Source organism: Acrocarpospora macrocephala (assembly GCF_009687865.1).
Classification (GTDB): domain Bacteria; phylum Actinomycetota; class Actinomycetes; order Streptosporangiales; family Streptosporangiaceae; genus Acrocarpospora; species Acrocarpospora macrocephala.
This window is the reverse complement of sequence record NZ_BLAE01000014.1, coordinates 17,932-35,166: the sequence shown is the minus strand read 5'-3', so window position 1 is coordinate 35,166 and position 17,235 is coordinate 17,932. Positions and strand designations below refer to the sequence as shown.

The 17,235-nt window shown below is 68.3% G+C and carries 13 protein-coding genes and 1 tRNA gene; 6 read left to right on the top strand and 8 right to left on the bottom strand.

Features of this window, described 5'->3' with window-relative positions:
• Positions 1 to 269 precede the first annotated feature (269 nt).
• On the bottom strand, positions 270 to 1,640 hold the full coding sequence (locus Amac_RS13685) for a cystathionine beta-synthase (protein ID WP_155354748.1): 1,371 nt from the start codon (positions 1,638 to 1,640) through the stop codon (positions 270 to 272).
• Positions 1,641 to 1,768: 128 nt separating this feature from the next.
• Here Amac_RS13685 and Amac_RS13680 point away from each other — a divergent pair, with 128 nt between their 5' ends.
• From Amac_RS13680 to Amac_RS13670, 3 genes are all read left to right on the top strand, one after another.
• Entirely contained in the window at positions 1,769 to 2,749 is a 981-nt protein-coding gene (locus Amac_RS13680) for an SGNH/GDSL hydrolase family protein (RefSeq protein ID WP_246268304.1), read from the top strand.
• A 47-nt stretch (positions 2,750 to 2,796) separates the two neighbouring features.
• Positions 2,797 to 4,137: an outer membrane protein assembly factor BamB family protein gene (locus Amac_RS13675; RefSeq protein WP_155354746.1), complete on the top strand. Its 1,341-nt coding sequence runs from the start codon at positions 2,797 to 2,799 to the stop codon at positions 4,135 to 4,137.
• Between the two features lie 91 nt (positions 4,138 to 4,228).
• Positions 4,229 to 5,446 carry an acetyl-CoA C-acetyltransferase gene (locus Amac_RS13670; RefSeq protein WP_155354745.1) on the top strand — a complete coding sequence of 406 codons (1,218 nt, stop codon included), beginning with the start codon at positions 4,229 to 4,231 and terminating at the stop codon, positions 5,444 to 5,446.
• Positions 5,447 to 5,595: 149 nt separating this feature from the next.
• On the opposite strand, the gene Amac_RS13665 is transcribed toward Amac_RS13670, so the two are convergent.
• From Amac_RS13665 to Amac_RS13655, 3 genes are all read right to left on the bottom strand, one after another.
• A complete protein-coding gene (locus Amac_RS13665) occupies positions 5,596 to 6,006 on the bottom strand; it encodes a PPOX class F420-dependent oxidoreductase (protein ID WP_155354744.1) in 411 nt (136 codons plus the stop codon).
• A 68-nt stretch (positions 6,007 to 6,074) separates the two neighbouring features.
• Positions 6,075 to 6,302, bottom strand: coding sequence for a DUF4287 domain-containing protein (locus Amac_RS13660; protein WP_155342170.1), 228 nt, complete (start codon positions 6,300 to 6,302; stop codon positions 6,075 to 6,077).
• Between the two features lie 193 nt (positions 6,303 to 6,495).
• Positions 6,496 to 7,287: a Bax inhibitor-1/YccA family protein gene (locus Amac_RS13655; protein ID WP_155354743.1), complete on the bottom strand. Its 792-nt coding sequence runs from the start codon at positions 7,285 to 7,287 to the stop codon at positions 6,496 to 6,498.
• 234 nt (positions 7,288 to 7,521) lie between these two features.
• On the opposite strand from Amac_RS13655, the gene Amac_RS13650 reads away from it, so the two are divergent.
• Entirely contained in the window at positions 7,522 to 10,572 is a 3,051-nt protein-coding gene (locus Amac_RS13650) for an AfsR/SARP family transcriptional regulator (protein ID WP_155354742.1), read from the top strand.
• 4 nt (positions 10,573 to 10,576) lie between these two features.
• Here the strand turns inward: Amac_RS13650 and Amac_RS13645 are convergent, their stop codons facing one another.
• Both Amac_RS13645 and Amac_RS13640 read right to left on the bottom strand, forming a co-directional pair.
• The gene (locus Amac_RS13645) at positions 10,577 to 11,227 is read right to left on the bottom strand and encodes a M15 family metallopeptidase (RefSeq protein ID WP_155354741.1); all 651 of its coding nucleotides are present in this window, start codon (positions 11,225 to 11,227) and stop codon (positions 10,577 to 10,579) included.
• 99 nt (positions 11,228 to 11,326) lie between these two features.
• Entirely contained in the window at positions 11,327 to 11,491 is a 165-nt protein-coding gene (locus tag Amac_RS13640) for a hypothetical protein (protein ID WP_155354740.1), read from the bottom strand.
• 464 nt (positions 11,492 to 11,955) lie between these two features.
• On the opposite strand from Amac_RS13640, the gene xynA reads away from it, so the two are divergent.
• Positions 11,956 to 12,948: an endo-1,4-beta-xylanase XynA gene (gene xynA / locus Amac_RS13635; protein ID WP_155354739.1), complete on the top strand. Its 993-nt coding sequence runs from the start codon at positions 11,956 to 11,958 to the stop codon at positions 12,946 to 12,948.
• 276 nt (positions 12,949 to 13,224) lie between these two features.
• Positions 13,225 to 14,520 carry a DUF5050 domain-containing protein gene (locus tag Amac_RS13630; protein ID WP_170322472.1) on the top strand — a complete coding sequence of 432 codons (1,296 nt, stop codon included), beginning with the start codon at positions 13,225 to 13,227 and terminating at the stop codon, positions 14,518 to 14,520.
• Between the two features lie 397 nt (positions 14,521 to 14,917).
• Here Amac_RS13630 and Amac_RS13625 read toward each other — a convergent pair.
• Both Amac_RS13625 and Amac_RS13620 read right to left on the bottom strand, forming a co-directional pair.
• A tRNA-Leu gene (locus tag Amac_RS13625) sits at positions 14,918 to 14,990 on the bottom strand.
• An 821-nt stretch (positions 14,991 to 15,811) separates the two neighbouring features.
• The gene (locus tag Amac_RS13620; RefSeq protein WP_155354737.1) at positions 15,812 to 17,140 is read right to left on the bottom strand and encodes an NAD(P)/FAD-dependent oxidoreductase; all 1,329 of its coding nucleotides are present in this window, start codon (positions 17,138 to 17,140) and stop codon (positions 15,812 to 15,814) included.
• Positions 17,141 to 17,235: the final 95 nt, after the last annotated feature.

The window sequence follows — 17,235 nt, the reverse complement described above, 5'->3', positions numbered from 1 at the left end:
CCCTTTTGATTTCCCTCGGGCTCCGCCCGACCCCGCCGACGCCGTGGCTGCCCCAACGGAATCACAACCACGGCGATTTGCTTCCAGGGCTTCTGCCCCACCCTCCGCCGTTTCCGGGGCTAGCGCCCCACCTCCCGACGCTTCCGGGCTTCCGCCCCACCTGCCGCCGTTTCCGGGCTTCCGCCCTACCTCCCGCCGTTCCCAGGGCTTCCGCCCCCGCTCCCCGCCGGTGACGGTTTTCGCCGTCCCGGCGCCAAGAGTGCTATGTCCTAGTGGGTTGCGAGGAAGGTTAGGAGGTCCTGGCGGGTGAGGAGGCCGATGGGTTTGCCGTCGTCTAGGACTACGGCGGCGTCGGCTTTTTCTAGGGCGTCGACTGCGCGGGCTACTGGTTCGCCGGAGCCGATCATGGGGAGGGGGGCGGACATGTGGTCGCCCAGGGGGTCCTCGGCGCGGACTTTGCCGCGGTAGAGGCCGTCCAAGAGGTCGCGTTCGACGATGGAGCCGACCACTTCGGCGGCCATCACCGGGGGTTCCTCCTTCATGACGGGGAGTTGGGAGACGCTGTACTCGCGCATGATCGCGATAGCCGTACCGACCGATTCGTGCGGGTGGACGTGGACGAATTCGGGGAGGACGCCGGTTTTGCGGCTGAGTACGTCGCGGACCATGCCCTCGTCGTCGGCGGTGGACAGGAAGCCGTAGTCGGCCATCCACTCGTCGTTGAAGATCTTGGACAGGTAGCCGCGGCCGCTGTCCGGCAGCAGGACCACCACGATGTCGTCGGGTCCGGCCCGCTCGGCCACGCGCAGCGCCGCGACCACGGCCATCCCGCACGAACCGCCCACCAGCAGGGCTTCCTCGCGGGCCAGCCGCCGGGTCATCCCGAACGAGTCCTTGTCCGAGACGGCGATGATCTCGTCGCAGATCGTGGTGTCGTAGGTGGCCGGCCAGATGTCCTCCCCGACCCCTTCCACCAGGTATGGCCGCCCGGTTCCGCCGGAATACACCGACCCTTCCGGATCGGCCCCGATCACCTGGACCCGCCCGCCGGACACCTCCTTGAGGAACCGCCCGGTCCCGCTGATCGTCCCGCCGGTCCCGATGCCCGCGACGAAATGCGTGATCCGCCCGTCGGTCTGCTCCCACAGCTCAGGCCCGGTCGAATAGTAGTGACTGGCCGGATTCTCCGGATTCGAGTACTGATCCGGCTTCCACGCGTTCGGCACATCCCGCGCCAGCCGATCCGACACCGAATAGTACGAATCCGGATGATCGGGCGACACCGCGGTCGGGCACACGACGACCTCCGCCCCGTACGCCCGGAGCACCGCGATCTTGTCCTGGGCCACCTTGTCCGGGCAGACGAACAGGCACTTGTACCCTCGCTCCTGCGCCACGATGGCCAGCCCGACCCCGGTGTTCCCCGAGGTAGGCTCGACAATCGTGCCGCCGGGAACGAGCGCGCCGCTCTTCTCGGCCGCCTCGACCATCCGCACCGCGATGCGGTCCTTCACCGAGCCACCGGGGTTGAAATACTCCACCTTGGCCAGAACCTGGGCGGGAGCGCCCGCCGCAACCTTGCGCAGCCGTACGAGCGGGGTGTTGCCCATCAACTCGATCAGCGAATCGTGTACGCGCACCGCGAGAACCACCTTTTGTACTGGAGCGTTTTGCCGAAGCTTTGTCAGCCTGCCGGTAGCCGGGGTCCCGAGGGGGTGGCCAGGACTCGGCTAGTTTCTGTCTCACACCGTATATGGGGGAGGCTGGTGTGATCTGGACTCCGGGAGCGGTCAGAGCCGCGCGCCGCATCGCCACCGCGGCCGTGGTCGGCGGTGGTGGCCTGACCGCGCTGGGCGCCGCCGCCTACGGCCTGCTCTTCGCCGAAGCCCTGCTGGCCCGCCGGATCGTCGGCCAGCCCCACGGCCTGGACGGCCCGCCGTCCGACGGCCTGTACGGCGCCGACTTCCCTGGCCAGCCTATCCGGCTGGCGATGCTGGGCGACTCCACCTCGGTCGGCCTCGGCACCACCACCCCGGCCCACACCCCGGGCGTGAGCATCGCCAACGGCCTGGCCGCGGTGGCCGAACGCCCGGTCCGGCTGACCGTGGCGGGGCAGTCCGGCGCCGCCTCCGCCGATCTGGCCGTGCAGGTGGACCGGGCGCTCCAGGCTCACCCGGAGATTGCGGTGATCTTCATCGGGGCCAACGACGTGACCACGCAGACGCCGCCGGCTCAGGCCGTACGGCATCTGCAGAAGGCGGTGCGGCGCCTCAGGGAGGAGGGATGCGAAGTCGTTGTCGGGACATGTCCGGATCTGGGGACAGTGCGACCGATCGCGCAGCCGTTGCGGTGGGTGACCCGGCGGTGGAGCCGGCAGCTCGCGGCCGCGCAGACCGTGGCCGTGGTCGAGGCGGGCGGGCGCACGGTGGCCTTCGCCGACCTGCTCGGACCGGAATTCATGACATACCCGGCAGAGATGTTCGGACCCGATCGATTCCATCCATCTGACCGAGGCTACCTACAGGCCGCTTACACGGTGCTACCGTCTGTATGCGCCGCGTTGGGGTTGTGGCCAGAACCGGAACCCGAGCGCGTCGAAGGCTCGCAATACCTTCTGGCGGCGATGGCCGTGGAGGAACCCGGCACCGAGGTCACGGCGACCCGCGTCGCCGGCCGAGCGGTCGGCCCCCACGGACGGTGGGCGGCCCTGCTCCGCCGGAGGCACGGGCCGATGCCCGGCAACGCCTAGGACCGGTCACCTTCCGCGTCCGGACCGTCACCCCCTGGAGGAGTGAAATGATCCGGCCTAATGCTCTCGCGCTCGCCCTGCTGGCCAACGGAGCACTAGTGGCGTGCTCCGGCAGCGATGCGGCCTCCACCTTCCCGGCCTGGCAGAACACCCAGGTGAACGTGGTCAGCCGGGTGTCGACCGGGGCGGGGGTGGCGGCGACCACCTCGATGCGTCCGGACGGGACGCTGGAGACGGTGGCGCTCGATCTGGCCAGCGGCAAGAAGTTGTGGGCCTACCCGGCCACGATGGCCGGGCGGCTGCCCGGGATGGGGGTGCAGACGCCCGCGACCGTGGAGACCGGCGCGGGTCACGCCGTGGTGGCGGCCGTCGATCCCACCAAGCAGGGCAAATGGAACGCGACGCTGTCGGTGCGGGACGCGAAGACCGGGCAGCAGAAGTGGGCCCGGCCGGTCCACTCGACGTTCGGGCCGCAGCGGTGCGGGCCTTACCTGTGCCTGTCGGAGCACACGGCGCTGGCGGGGGCGCGGATGGTGGTGCTGGATCCGCAGACCGGCAAGATGCTGTGGCGGCTGCCGGGGATCGCCGAGGTCGAGTGGTCGGATCAGAACCGGGTCGTGGTGCTGCGGCTGGCGGCCAATCCGGTGCTGGAGGCGTACGAGCTGAAGACCGGCAAGGCGCAGTGGCAGCTGCCGATCGAGCAGGCACTGGGCGAGGGCATCGATCTGTCCGGTGGGTGGGCGTTCGGGGCCACCGGGGACAAACTGGTGGGGTATGTCGCGCCTTATACGAACCAGCGGAGCAAGAAGACGTCCACGTTCGGGCTGTTCTCGGTGCGGCTGTCCGACGGGATGGTGGACTGGATGCGGCCGTCCGTGGTGCGGGTGTATCCGAGCGGCAATCCGGCGTACGCGCCGGTGGTGCGGCCGGTCGACCAGCAGGGGCAGTATGGCGGGTTCGCCCGGCTGGACGGGGAGAGCGGGCGGGTGCTCGGGCAGATCACCGCGACCCAGGTGCCCGGGTCCGGATGGTGGCTGGCGTTTCCCCCGAGGATGGACAAGCTGGGCTTCCTCCAGCACAACACCCCGAGCGCGGCATACGACCTGGCGAGCGGCCAGAAGGCCGAGGTGAAGGGTCTCAAGGCGTGGTCGTTCTGCGTCACCGATCCGCAGCCGCTGAAGCTGGCCGGGAACGTCACGCCCGGTTTCTACTCGATCGCGGCGCTGTGCGAGTTCGATCTGGCGACCGGCAAGCGGGTGGCGGGGGCCGGCGCGCCGCCGTCGTGGTTCACCGGGAGCCAGGGCGGGTGGCGGCTGTGGCGGGACGAGAAGGGCGCACTGCACGCGATCAAGGACGAGGCGGCGACGGCTCCGGGGATGTACGGGTAACCGTACAAAGTTCTGGGCCGGGTGTGGCTTCATTTTTACTGCGCGGTAACCTCCGAAGGGAGCCCCAGCCGTACAACCCCAGGAGAGCCACATGCCCGAGGCAGTCATCGTCGCGACCGCGCGCTCGCCGATCGGCCGCGCCTTCAAGGGGTCGCTCAAGGACATCCGTCCGGACGACCTGACCGTACAGATGATCAGCGCCGCGCTGGCGAAGGTCCCGCAGCTGGATCCTGCCACGATCGACGACATCATGGTCGGCTGCGGCCAGCCGGCCGGGGAGCAGGGATTCAACATCGCCCGGGTGGTCGCGGTGCGGCTCGGGCTGGACGGGGTGGCGGGGACGACCGTCCAGCGCTACTGCTCGTCGTCGTTGCAGACCACGCGGATGGCATTCCACGCGATCAAAGCCGGGGAGGGCGACATCTTCGTGTCGGCCGGGGTCGAGTGCGTGTCCCGATACGGTAGTGGGGCGGCCGACCTGCCTGACGCCATGAACAGCGTGTTCCTGGACGCGAAGGGCCGTACCGACGCGGCCGCCGCGGGCGGGGCCGGGGTGTGGCACGATCCGCGCGAGGACGGGCTGCTGCCCGATGTCTACATCGCGATGGGGCAGACCGCGGAGAACGTGGCCTCGCTCCGGTCGGTGTCCCGCAAGGAGCAGGACGAATTCGGGGTACGGTCCCAGAATCTGGCCGAGAAGGCGCTGGCCAACGGCTTCTGGGAGCGGGACATCACCCCGGCGACGCTGCCCGACGGGACCGTGATCAGCAAGGACGACGGGCCGCGGGCGGGCACCACGTATGAGGCGGTGTCCCAGCTGAAGCCGGTGTTCCGGCCGGACGGCACGGTCACCGCGGGCAACTGCTGCCCGCTCAACGACGGCGCGGCGGCCGTGGTCGTGATGAGCGACACCAAGGCCGCGGAGCTGGGCATCACGCCGCTGGCCCGGGTGGTGTCGACCGGGGTGACCGGTCTGTCGCCGGAGATCATGGGGCTTGGGCCGGTGGAGGCTTCCCGGCGGGCGCTGGCGCGGGCCGGGATGGCCATCGGGGACGTCGACCTGGTCGAGATCAACGAGGCGTTCGCGGCCCAGGTCATCCCGTCCTACCAGGAGCTCGGGATCGACCTGGACCGGCTGAACGTGAACGGCGGCGCGATCGCGGTGGGGCATCCGTTCGGGATGACCGGGGCGCGCATCACCTCGACACTGATCAACAGCCTGCAGTTCCACGACAAGGCGATCGGCCTGGAGACCATGTGCGTGGGCGGCGGGCAGGGCATGGCCATGATCCTGGAGCGGCTCAGCTGACCCAGCTCAGTCCGCATTCCCCTGGCGGCGCCAGAATGCCTGGCAAGCTGGCCATTCATTCGGCCCTGCTCGGTCGGCATTCCCCCGGCGTCGCCAGAATGCCTGGCGAGTCGGCGGTTCGTTGCGCAGAGGTGCTCAGCTTGTCGTGCTCAGCCTTGGAAGTCGGGACCGGCTTTGGTGATCCGTACCCGGATCAGGACGCGCCGGTCCTGCTCCATGGCGGCGCGGTAGTCGTCCCAGTCGGGGTGTTCGCCGCTGATGTCCCGGTAGTAGGCGACCAGGGGTTCCATGGCATCCGGCAGCGACAGGACGTCGGCGGTCCCCTCGACCTGCACCCAGGGGCCGTAGAACCCATCGTTCATCACCGTCAGGAACACCTGCGGATTTTTCCGGACATTTCGCGTTTTGACGGCGGTCTCGCGGGTGCTGATCACCACGCGACCTTCGGCGTCGGCGCCCACCGTCACCGGCGACATCTGCGGACGGCCATCCGCGTGCCAGGTCATCAGGACGGCACGATGGTTGGCGCGGACGAATTCGAGAGCTTTCGCTGCATCCATGCCGTCCATCATGCTGGAACGATCAAGCGCCCGCACCGGTGACCGGCACGGGCGCGAAGCAGGTGTTTCTAGAAGAAGTGGCCGCGGCGCCGGCGCTCGTGCTCCAGCACGATGGCGGCAGCGTAGCCGTGGGTCAGCCCGTGCTCATCCGCGAGCCAGTTTGCGCGCTCGTCGCAGCGCAGGAAAGCCGGGCCGTTGTCGATGGCTTGAAACCACTCTGGGAGTTCGCGACCGGTAATGGATGGGACGCGCGCGATCAGCTTTGTCTGTGTCTCCGGTGAGTGGTTCAACGACATGGGCACCTCCACGGGTAAGGCTCCTTTTGGTTGACACTGCCTCACTCATCGGGGCTTGACAAGACCCCATTAGACATCCATTCGTTACGAGATGTTGATCATTCGTTGCCGTGGGTATCTCTTGACCTAAAAACAAGACGCCCCCCGGAACTCCCGGAAGGCGCCTGTTCTGGTACGGCTTACGCCGCGACGATCAGTCGTCGCCGCTGAAGTAGCTCAGCAGCCGCAGGACCTCCAGGTAGATCCAGACCAGGCTGAGCGCCAGGCCGAAGGCCATCAGCCAGGAGAACTTCTCCGGCACCCCGGCCCGCACGCCCTCGTTGATCTGGTCGAAGTCGAGGAGCAGGAAGAAGCAGCCCAGCAGGATCATGCCGACGCTGAACGCGATCGCCAGCGGCCCGCCGGACCGCAGCCCGAGCCCGCCGTCCACGAAGAAACTCGCGATGAGATTCACCAGGATCAGACCGACCGCGGCGATCGCCGCGCCGATCACGAACTTGGTGAACTTCGGCGTCGGCCGGAAGATCTTCAGCGAGTAGACCGCGAGCGTGCCGAGGAAGGCCATCATCGTGCCGATCACGGCCTGCAACACGATCCCGGGGTAGCGGGCCTCGAAGAAGTTACTGATCACCCCGAGGAACACGCCCTCGAAGGCCGCGTAACCCAGCACCAGCGCCGGATTCGGCCGCTGGGTGAAGGAAACGATCAATCCGAGCACGAGGGCCACCAGCGCGGCCCCGACCCCGATCCCGATCCCCCAGCCCAGGTACCAGGAAGTACCGGCCGTAGCGAGGATCACCCCAAGGACGATGAAGCCCTTCATGACGACGTCGTCCATCGTCATGGTCCGCGAAATCGTCGGCGGCGCGTACGACGGCGCGTTGTACATCTCGTTCAGCTGCTGAGGACTCGGCGCGGGTCCCGACCAGCCCTGCTGGCCGACGCTCCCCCGCCGACTAAATATCGGGTTCCTGCTCTCCACCATTCCTCCACGAAGCGGGCTACATGATCAGCGTAGTGCCATGCTCCCTTGTGAACGAGGCTCCCGCAAGAGCAGCCACTACACCACATCGCCCAACGCGCCAACCCCTGGCGAAGTTCCCGGCGATTCTTCGATGAAGGTGAGCACGCCGGGAGCCGGTGGTCAGGTAGCCAAGATCGGGGCATGACGCGATCATTGTTCCCTGCCATCGCGCATGGGATATCTCGGGAGCGTCTGATGGAGTTTCGGGTCCTTGGCCCGGTTGAGGCCTGGCACGGTGGGCGGCGGGTGCCGCTGGGCGGGCCGAAACCCCGGGCTCTGCTCGCGGCGCTGCTGCTGGAGTTCCCCCGGGTCGTGTCGGCGGACCGGCTGATCGACCTGCTCTGGGACGAACGGCCGCCCGGGTCGGCGCGGGCGTCCATCCAGACCTACGTCTCCACCCTCCGGCGCGGCCTGACCGTCCCCGGCCAGCCCGAGGTGATCGAGACCCGCCCGCCCGGCTACCTGCTCCAGCTGCGCGAGGACCAGCTGGACCAGCTGGTGTTCGACCGGCTGGTCGGCGAGGGCCGCTCGGCCGCCCGCGCCGGACGCGCGGACGAGGCGGCGCAGGCGTTCGGCGACGCCCTGAAGTTGTGGCACGGCGACTCGCTGGGCGGGATCGGCGAGGCCCTGCGGACCGAGGCCGCCGCCCTGGACCACAAGCGCCTGGAGGTGACCGAGGAGCGGGTCGCCGCCGAACTGCTCCTGGGCCGCTACGGCGCGACCGTGGCCGAGCTCACCGCGCTGGTCGGCGCGCATCCGCTGCGCGAGCGCGCCCGCGGCCAGCTGATGACCGCCCTGTACGGCCTCGGCCGCCAGAGCGAGGCACTGGCCGTCTACCACGAGGGGAGGCGGGCACTCGCCGCGGAACTCGGCCTCGACCCCGGCCCTGACCTGCAACGCTTGCACGCGACGATCCTCCGCGGCGAGCCTCTCGCCCAGGAAAGCCCGCCGGTGACCATAGCCGAGGCGCAGGGGCGCGCGGTGATCCCCGCCCAGCTCCCGCCCAGCGTGCCCGACTTCACCGGCCGGGAGGAGCTGGTCGGCGAGATCGTGGACGGGCTCGTGGTGGCGGGGAACGCGCCGCCGGTCTTCGTGATCTGCGGGAAGGGCGGGGTGGGCAAGTCCGCGCTGGCCGTGTTCGTGGCGCACGCGGTGTCAGGGGCGTACCCGGATGGACAGCTCTTCGCGGACATGCGCGGGTGCACCGATCTGCCCGCCGGGCCTGAGGAGGTGCTGGCCCGCTTCCTGCGCGCGCTTGGGGTGGAGCCCGGCTCGCTGCCGGATTCGTTCCAGGATCGGCTCGATCTCTACCGGAGCCTGCTGTCCCAGCGGCGGGTGCTGGTGGTGCTCGACGACGCGCGCTCCGAGCGGCAGGTCCGGCCGCTGCTGCCCGCCGGGAGGGGCTGCGCGGTCCTGGTCACCGCGCGGGGCAGGTTCCCTGGTCTGGGCGGAGCTCGGGCGATTGACCTGGAGGTCATGGCTGAGCCGGCTGCCTTGGACCTGCTCGCCGGGATCGTCGGCTCCGATCGGGTTGCGGCGGAACGTGCGGCCGCAGGCGAGATCGTGCGGCTCTGCGGGGGGTTACCGCTGGCCGTGCGTACGGCCGGGGGGCGGCTGAACACGCGTCGCCACTGGCCGTTGAGCGTGCTGGTCGACCGGCTGAGCGACGAGCGCTGGCGGCTGGACGAGCTGTCCGCCGGTGATCTGGAGGTGCGCTCCAGCGTCGCCTTCAGCTACCGGTTGCTGGATGAGGAGGCCAAGGCGGCGTTCCGGCGGCTGGCGGTGCTGGGCGGCCCCGACTTCCCGGCCTGGATCGCCGCGCCCCTGCTCGACCTGCCGCCGCGCGCCGCCGAGGACGTGGTGGAACGGCTGGTCGACGCGCAACTGCTGGACTTCGTCGCGGTCGACGCGGTCGGCCAGGTCCGCTACCGGCTGCACGAACTGCTCCGGGTGTACGCCAGGGAGCGGGCCCAGCAGGAGGAGTCGGAGGCGGACCTGCGGGCGGCGGTCGGGCGCGTGCTGGGCAACTGGGTGTTCCTGATCTCGCGGATCGCCGAACGTACCCCGCCCGGCGAGATCCCGCTCCGCCGCGAGTACAGCACCGCACGCCCGGTCGACGACGACCTGGTCAGGCGGCTGCCGTCCGATCCGGTGGCGTGGCTGGAGGCGGAGACGCCGGCCCTCATCGCGGCGGTCGAGCGAGCCGCCGGGATGGACCTGGACGTGGCCGCCTGCGACCTGTCGGTCGCGCTCTCCTTCTCGGTGTTCTTCGTCGGCTCCCGGCTGGCCGAGTGGAGCCGCAGCCACGACGCCGCGCTCGCCGCCGCCCGCCGGTCAGGGAACCAGATGGGCGAGGCCACGCTGCTGGCCGCGCACGGGCAGATCTACTACGAGATGGACCGCTACGAGGATGCGACCACCTACTACGAGCAGGCCCTGTCCCGGTACGCGGCGGCGGGCGACGTCCGGGGCGAAGCCGCCGTCCTGGCCGGGATGGGCAACGCGCGCCGGGAGCAGTGCCGGCTGCGGGAGGCGCTCACCCACCTCGGCCGGGCGGTCGAGATCTTCCGTACGCTCGGCGACGACGCCGCCATCGGGCACGCGGCGCGGCTGTCGGCCACCGTGCACCTGGAGCTCGGCGACTTCGACCGGCTGCCGCCGTTGCTGGCCGAGGCGCTGGCGGCGTACCGGCGGGTGGGGAGCAGGCGCGGGGAGGCGCTGACCGTGCGCACGATCGGGCTGGCCTACCGGGCGGTCGGCGATCATGCGCGGGCCGAGCAGGCGTGCGAGGCCGCGCTGCGGATGTTCCACGAGCTCGGCGACCAGTTCATGGCCGCGTACGGCGTGCAGGCCCTGGCCAAGACCCGGATCAGGCTGGGGCGGGGGGAGGCCATGCTCGCGCCGCTGGAGGAGGCGCTGGAGGTTTGCCGTGGCCAGCTCGACCGGTGGGGGCAGGCGTTGCTGCTCCGCACCATCGGCGAGTTGCATCTGGCCGGGGGACGGCTGGTGGAGGCCCGGACGGAGCTGGCCGCGGCCATCGCGCTGTCCGACGCGCTGGGCACGCCGCTGCCCGCGGCCAGGGCCAGGCGCGATCTTGCCACCGCGCTGGACCTGGCCGGGGACTCCGGCCAGGCCGAGGTGGTACGGGAGCAGGCGATCGAGATGTTCCGCCGGTACGAGGCGCGGGAGCTCGCCGAGTTGACCGGGGCGGGTGGGGCGCCCGCGCGGCTCGACCTGCCGTGGTGAGTCGTTACTGGCGGGCGGGGCCGTACATGGCGGTGGCGGTTCCGGTGACGAAAGCCCAGTAGCGGTCGCCGTAGGACCAATGCCACCACTCGGTGGGGTAGTTGACGAAGCCTGACGCGGTGAGGGCGTCGATGAGGATCTGGCGGTTCTTTCGCTCCGCTGGGGAGATGTCCGGGGAATCGGTGTAGCAGGGGCCTTCCGTGCCCACCGGGGTGGCGTTGACTTCGGTGCCCATGGGGAGTTCCGTACCGTCCGGTGTGCAGAGGGTCAGGTCGACGGCGGCTCCGGCCACGTGCGGCGCGACCTCGGGCGGCGAGATGTAACGGGCCGTCTCGGCGCGGAGTTGCCCCTCGGTCCAGCCCGGCCGCGCCGCGCGCAGCTCGTCGAGCGACTCCTGGAAATACCGCTCCTGAAGCCGGTACGGGCGATAGCCCTCCACCACGAGCAGCCGGAGCTGGCCGGGCAACCCGTCCTGAACCGTCCGCAGGCGGTCGGCGACGCTGTGCCGTACGTGCGCGAAGGCGCCGGCCGGGTCGGCGAGGCGTGGGTCGAGCCGGAAGCCGCCCTGGGCACGCAGGTCGACCAGCGGCTCGCCGCATTCAGCGACGGCGAGGTCGCGGATTCTGGGGTCCGACAACAGCACGATTTCTGACATCCTGCGCTTCTTTCCAGAGATGAGAATGACCGGCTCCACATATCGGGAGCCGGTCATCACTGACATGGAGAAGACTTCGCGAGACGCCTATATGACCCCTCAAAGAGCTCTACAAAGACCGTATACGGGCGTTTTTAGAACATTAGTTTCCGCCTTGTAGTGATCCGCAAGCAGCGCGACGGCGCGGTCAAACGCCACCTTCTTGACGCGGTTGTGGCAAGGACGAGCGGCCGACATCCGCCACGACAGGCCGGCCACGATCATGCTCTACCCCATCGCACCGCGCGCAGCATGATCAGAGGACTCTCTGAAACTTTCGGAAATATAGCCCAACTTTCGGCACAACTGGCCCGTTTTTGATCACCCAAAAGAAGTCTCTACCGATCAACCTCGATCTCGATCGTCCAGAAGAGGTCAGTGAACAGGCCAAACGCATCATCAATGAACCACCAATCAAGATCAGATTTCCGATATGTTTCTGAAAGTTGTTGACAGCTCGATGGAGTCGACACACACTTTCACCATCGACAGACCGCAACCACTGTCGATCCAGGTCACGCGCCCCGACCTGGTCCTCCGGCCGTCGACCACACGACGACCGGGCACCTCCGCCGCGTTGTACGGCGCCGACGCGCGGCGGCTCTCACCCTGTCCACCGACAGCTCCCGTCGGGTCGTATCGCGCTGCCCGGCCTCCCCCGGCCGGCCTTCACGAGGAGAAGCACGCACATGAACGACTCCCCCGCCCACCCGAAGAGCCGCAGACGCGGCCGCACCAGGCTGCTCATCGGCGGCGTCTGGGCCGCGGCGCTGGCCCTGGTCACGATGATGCCCGGCATCGCCCACGCGGCCGTCACCACAAACCAGACCGGCACCAATAACGGCTACTTCTATTCCTTCTGGACTGACAGCCAGGGGACGGTCTCCATGGAACTGGGGTCCGGCGGCAATTACAGCACCTCATGGAGCAACACGGGGAATTTCGTTGCAGGTAAGGGCTGGAGCACCGGCGGACGCAGAAGCGTGACCTATTCCGGCAGCTTCAACCCGTCCGGCAACGCATACCTGACCCTCTACGGCTGGACGAGAAACCCACTCATCGAGTACTACATCGTCGACAACTGGGGCACTTATCGGCCCACCGGAACATTCAAGGGCACAGTTACCAGCGATGGCGGCACGTACGACATCTACCAGACGACGCGCACCAACGCGCCCTCCATCGAAGGCACCAGAACTTTCCAGCAGTACTGGAGCGTCCGGCAGTCGAAGAAAACAGGCGGAACCATAACTAGCGGCAACCACTTCGACGCATGGGCCAGCAGGGGAATGAGTCTGGGCAGCCATGACTACATGATCCTCGCCACCGAGGGCTACCAGAGCAGCGGCAACTCCAACATCACGATCGGCGGCACCGGTGGCGGCGGGGGCGGCGGCGGTGGTGGGGGCGGCGGCGGAAGCTGCACCGCATCCCTGTCCGCAGGTCAGCAGTGGAGCGACCGCTACAACCTCAACGTCTCGGTCTCCGGCTCCACCAACTGGACCGTGACGATGAACGTGCCATCCCCAGCGAAGATCATCGCCACCTGGAACATCAGCGCCAGCTACCCCAGCGCCCAAGTCCTAACCGCCAGACCCAACGGCAACGGCAACAACTGGGGCGTCACCATCCAGCGCAACGGCAACTCGACCTGGCCAACGGTCTCCTGCAGCGCAAGCTGACCCTCGAAACACCGCACCTGTGGCGCGGCGGCCCATGACCGCCGCGCCACACCGCGTCCCGCAGGCGCCAGCTTCCTCGATCTTGCTTGTCTTGACTCGTACCATGTGACCTCGAGAAATGGTCTTGTGGATCACCCCCCTATCCATGGATTCCCTGTGATGGCACGTAGGGGGCAATTGATGAACGAAGCGACTGTGACGGGCACCACCGGGTGGGTGAGTGCGCGGCGACTGTGTGGCATCGCTAAGCGGTCTTCTGTACGGGCGGTGGCGGCCGTGGCTGTGGCCGCAATGGCCACGGCTGTGGGGGTGGAGACGAGGCCGGCCGGGGCGGTGGTTCCGGGCGACAATGGCAAGATCGTGTTTGGTAGCGAGCGGGATGGCGACTACGAGGTGTACGTCATGAACGCGGACGGCACCGGGCAAACACGTCTCACCAGCAATGCCGCGAATGACAGCCAGCCGACGTGGTCGCCGGACGGTACCAAAATCGCCTTTATCAGTAACCGCGGCGGCAACTTCGATGTGTACGTGATGGGCGCCGACGGCAGCGCGCCGACCAACCTCACCAACAACGCGGCAAGTGACAGCTCGCCAACGTGGTCGCCGGACGGCACAAAGATTGCTTTCCGCAGCGACCGGGACGGCAACTCCGAGGTCTATGTGATGGGAGCCAACGGCAGCACGCCGACCAACCTCACCAACAACGCTGGGGATGACGGAGATCCGGCCTGGTCGCCGGACGGAACCAAGATTGCCTTCCGCAGCAACCGGGACGGCAACGGCGAGGTCTACGCCATGAACGCCAACGGCACCGGCCAGGTCAACCTCACCAACAACGCCGCGACTGACAGCCATCCGGCCTGGTCGCCGGACGGCACCCGGATCGCCTTCCCCAGTGATCGGGACGGCAACCTCGAGGTCTACGCGATGAACCCCAACGGCACCAGCCAGATCAACCTCACCAACAACGCCACCATTGACGACTGGCCGGCGTGGTCGCCAGACGGCACCAAGATCGCCTTTCAGACCGATCGGGACGGCAACCTCGAGGTCTACGCCATGAACCCCAACGGCACCAGCCAGACCAACCTCACCAACAACCCCGCACACGACTTCCAACCAGACTGGGCAATCGCCCCGACCCCGCCCTGCACGATCACCGGAACCGCCGCAGCCGACACGCTATCCGGCACCCCCGGCGACGACGTAATCTGCGGCCTGGGCGGCAACGACCACCTCAACGGCCGCGGCGGCAACGACACCCTCATCGGCGGTCCCGGCGACGACATCCTCAACGGCCACAGCGGCAACGACACCCTCGACGGCGGCGAGGGCCACGACCGCCTCAACGGCAACGCGGGCAAGGACACCCTCAACGGAGGCCCCGGCAACGACCGCCTGAACGGCGCCAGCGGCGACGACACCCTCAATGGCAACGAAGGCGACGACATCCACTGGGGCGGCAGCGGCAACGACACCCTCAACGGCGACGGCGGCACCAACTACAACAACGGAGGCTCAGGAGCCGACTCCTGCACCAACCCCTCAACCGGCCCCGGCTGCCCCTGACCCGCCGCGACCTTGGCATACGACAGGCGGCCCATCCTCCTGGTGCCCGACCGGGAGGCGCGCAGGGCCTCCAGCCGGAGGCCGGAGGGACCCCCGAATCATGGGTGCGACAGACGCTTAAGCATGCCGGGCCAGGTGCCTGGTCGCCGAATGGGCGGGGCACTCAGTCGCCGTTCTGCTGAACGTCTATGCGAAGTCCTCGCGGGCCAAGAGGAGATCGCTCGGCAGCGAATCGCCGCCGCACTGGGGGCCTGATGACCTTGAAAACTTGGGCCCGTATTCGGCCCGATCAAGCGTAGAACTCCGCCCACGGCCGTACACAACCGGATCAGACGCCAAGAAGCCTGTGACCAGGAAAACCCCAGGTCACAGGCTGTTTTTGAGTGGTCACGGAGAGTGCCCCCGGCGGGAGTCGAACCCGCACAACAGCCCTTTTAAGGGGCTTGCCTCTGCCATTGGGCTACGGGGGCGCCGCGATCATACGTCACGGAGCGCACATCTGTAACTGGTGAGACTTTACGCCGCAACTTGCCCTTCTAGACAGCATGTCGGGCGCCGGAATCCGTTGCCCTGTCGGGGAATATGCGGTCTTTGGAGGGGGCGAGAGGGTGGTGGAGGCGGTGGGTCTCAGAGCAGTCTTGGTGAACTGTGAGTAACCGCCAGGAAAGGGACGAAAGCCCTTGGGGATGGCCGCCGGGATGGTGGGGGCGGGCATGCGGGCGGCTCGCTCGGTGGGGGGTGCCAGGCGAGGGGGCGGGGGGTGAGGTCAGCTCGTTCACGAGGCGATCTCAGGTCGGTCAGGGCGATGCACGGTCAAAAGGTATCGAAAACTGGCGCACAGTGGACCGGCCCACCCCCGGGAATCTTGTTCGCCTGGGTTGGGCCGGTCGGATTGCCCGGCGCGGCCGGGCCTGGTGTGTACGCCGGGGAGGGCAAGATGGTCGGTCGCGGAGGTCGCGTGTCGACACATCCCGGAGACGGCCGGCTGGTGTCTCGGGGCCTCGTGGTCGGTCGCAGAGGTCGCGTGTCCACATGTGCTGGAAATGGCGCGTATCCGTGCGCCATGGTCGGCCGCAGAGGCCGCGTGTCGACGCGTGTGGGAAATGGCCGACGGGGCCTCGTGGTCGGCTGTGGAGGTCGTGGGTTGGGTGCCCGCTCTCGGGTGTGCGTGGGGAACGCATGTTGGGAGAGGGCGCTGGTCCACTCGGTAGGCCCCCTCTCGCGCGTGCGTGCGAAATGATGCACGACGCCCGAGGAGGGGGGTTCGTCGGTCGTGCCCGGGGGTGTCGGGTTAGCGCTTCTGGTTGGTGGCGGCTGCGGCTTTGAACTCCTGGCGTGGGTTCTCGATCGCGCCCAGGGAGATGGTCTCCCGCTTGAAGAACAGCGACAGTGTCCAGTCGACCAGCACGCGGACCTTGCGGTTCGTCGTCGGCACCCTGGACAGATGGTACGTGCGGTGCATGAACCACGCTGGGAATCCGCGAAGCTTTACCCCGTACACGTTGGCGACGCCCTGGTACAGGCCGAGGCCGGCGACCGAGCCCGCGTACCGGTGGCGGTAGACGCGCAGGGGGCGGCCGCGTAGGTGGGCGGTGATGTTGTCGCCGAGGACCTTGGCCTGGCGGACGGCGTGCTGCGCGTTGGGGGCGCAGTATTCGCCCGCTTTGGTGACGTCGGGGACGCCGGCCACGTCGCCGGCGGAGAAGGCGTCCTTGACGCCGGTGACGGTGAGGCGGGTGGTGGTCATGATGCGGCCGCGCTCGTCCAGCGGGAGATCGCCGGAGTTGACGACGGGGGAGGGTTTGACGCCGGCCGTCCAGACGATGGTGGCGGATTCGAATTCGTCGCCGTCGGAGGTTTTGACCAGGCCGCCCTCGCAGGACTGCAGCATGGTGCCCATTTTCAGCTCGATGCCTCGGCCGCGGAGTTCCTGCGCGGTCCACTCGCCCATCTCGGGCCCGACCTCGGGCAGGATCCGGTCGCTGGCCTCGATCAGCACCCAGCGCAGGTCCGCGCGCTTGATGGTCGGGTAGTACTTGATCGCGTCCTCGGTCATGTCCTCCAGCTCGGCGAGCGCCTCGATGCCAGCGAAACCACCGCCGACCACCACGAAGGTGAGCGCGCGGCGGCGGACTTCGGGGTCGTCGCTGGATTCGGCGCGGTCGAGCAGGCCCAGGACGCGGTTGCGCAAGGTGATCGCTTCGGCGATGGTCTTGAACCCGATGGCGGCTTCGGCCAGGCCGGGGATCGGGAGCGTACGGGAGATCGATCCGGCGGCCATGACCAGGATGTCGTACTCGATCTCGCGGGGGTTGCCCGCGACCGGTTCGAAGGTGACGCTCTTGTGGTCGTGGTGGATCTTGGAGACGCGGCCGTTGAGGATGCGGGTCGCGCGCAGGACTCGCCGGAGCGGGACCACGACGTGGCGCGGGGAGATGTTCCCCGCCGCGGCCTCGGGGAGGAACGGCTGATAGGTCATGTACGACTGCGGGTCGATGAGGGTGACACGCACCTGGCCGGACCGGAGTTCGCGGCGCAGCGTGCGCTGGAGACGCAGGGCGGTGTACATCCCGACATATCCGCCACCGACAATGAGGATGTGCTTGGCGTTGAGGTTCACCGTAGGCGCCCTTCAGATTGCTTGTGAAAGCATTCACAAGCCTACGTCATCCCACCAGGCCGACACCAATCGGCCCTGACAGCAACATAGGCGAC